The sequence below is a fragment of the Flavonifractor sp. An306 genome (assembly GCF_002159455.1).
Lineage (GTDB): Bacteria > Bacillota > Clostridia > Oscillospirales > Oscillospiraceae > Flavonifractor.
On the sequence record NZ_NFIQ01000231.1, the window covers coordinates 1 to 839 of the forward strand.

The window sequence follows — 839 nt, forward strand, 5'->3', positions numbered from 1 at the left end:
AAAGAACCACATACACCAGACCGGGAAAGTTGCTCATTCCGGCAGGAAGGAGATGTTGCCATGAGTTCATTAGAGGAAAAGAAAAGTGAGCTTGAGAGGGTCCTTGGGGTATTCCAGAACTACATTGAAGGCTCTGAATTGCTCGATGTGGTCTATTCGAAAAAGTTCGGGTATGTTCTGCTTGGCCTGCCTGCGGCGGATTCCATTGATGACTCCGATGTAACACGACTGGAAGATCCCGAAACATTGGTGAAAGAGGTCTATCAGAATCTCGCATACGACTTTATGGAGCAGGAAGGACACAGCGAGGATTACACGGAAGCCACCAATCTGGAAAAGCGAGCTATGCGGGAATGGATGAAAGAGTACACGGATCAGCTGCCGGAATACAACTACCTGCTGGACGAACTCCTTGGATGACGTGTCCGATGAAGCAGGCGCTTCCCTCAGTCAATCTTTCGACATGGATAAAGCGGACATCTTTTTTGGTCGAACACTAAAATGGCCCATCACACAGAGAATCTGCCGATGCTCTGCTTAAAAAAGGGCAAAAAAATAAGGCCAATGCCTCGCAAAGCCCATGAATTCAGGGATTTCCGGGGATATCTCAATTGGTCTTACACTCCACATTGTGCGACCAAAAAAAGATATCGCACCGAAAAACCCCGAAGCCGCAACGGTTTCGGGGTTTTTTCGTCCCCAATTTTGACTGCACAAAAAAAAGATATTTGTAAGCGTAAAATAGCGGAGGACATAGAAAGATAGAGCAAGGCTGCCATTTGCGAAATGGCAGCCTTTATCTGCATATAGACTGAGCAGTTGTCCCCCATGGGAGGCAA

Annotated in this window: 2 protein-coding genes; one reads left to right on the forward strand and one right to left on the reverse strand. The window is 47.2% G+C overall.

What is annotated here, in order from left to right:
* On the forward strand, positions 1–420 hold a 420-nt coding region (locus B5F88_RS19825), incomplete at its 5' end, for a hypothetical protein (protein WP_204246290.1).
* A gap of 117 nt (positions 421–537) precedes the next feature.
* On the opposite strand, the gene B5F88_RS21210 is transcribed toward B5F88_RS19825, so the two are convergent.
* On the reverse strand, positions 538–839 hold a 302-nt coding region (locus B5F88_RS21210), incomplete at its 5' end, for a hypothetical protein (protein ID WP_204246291.1).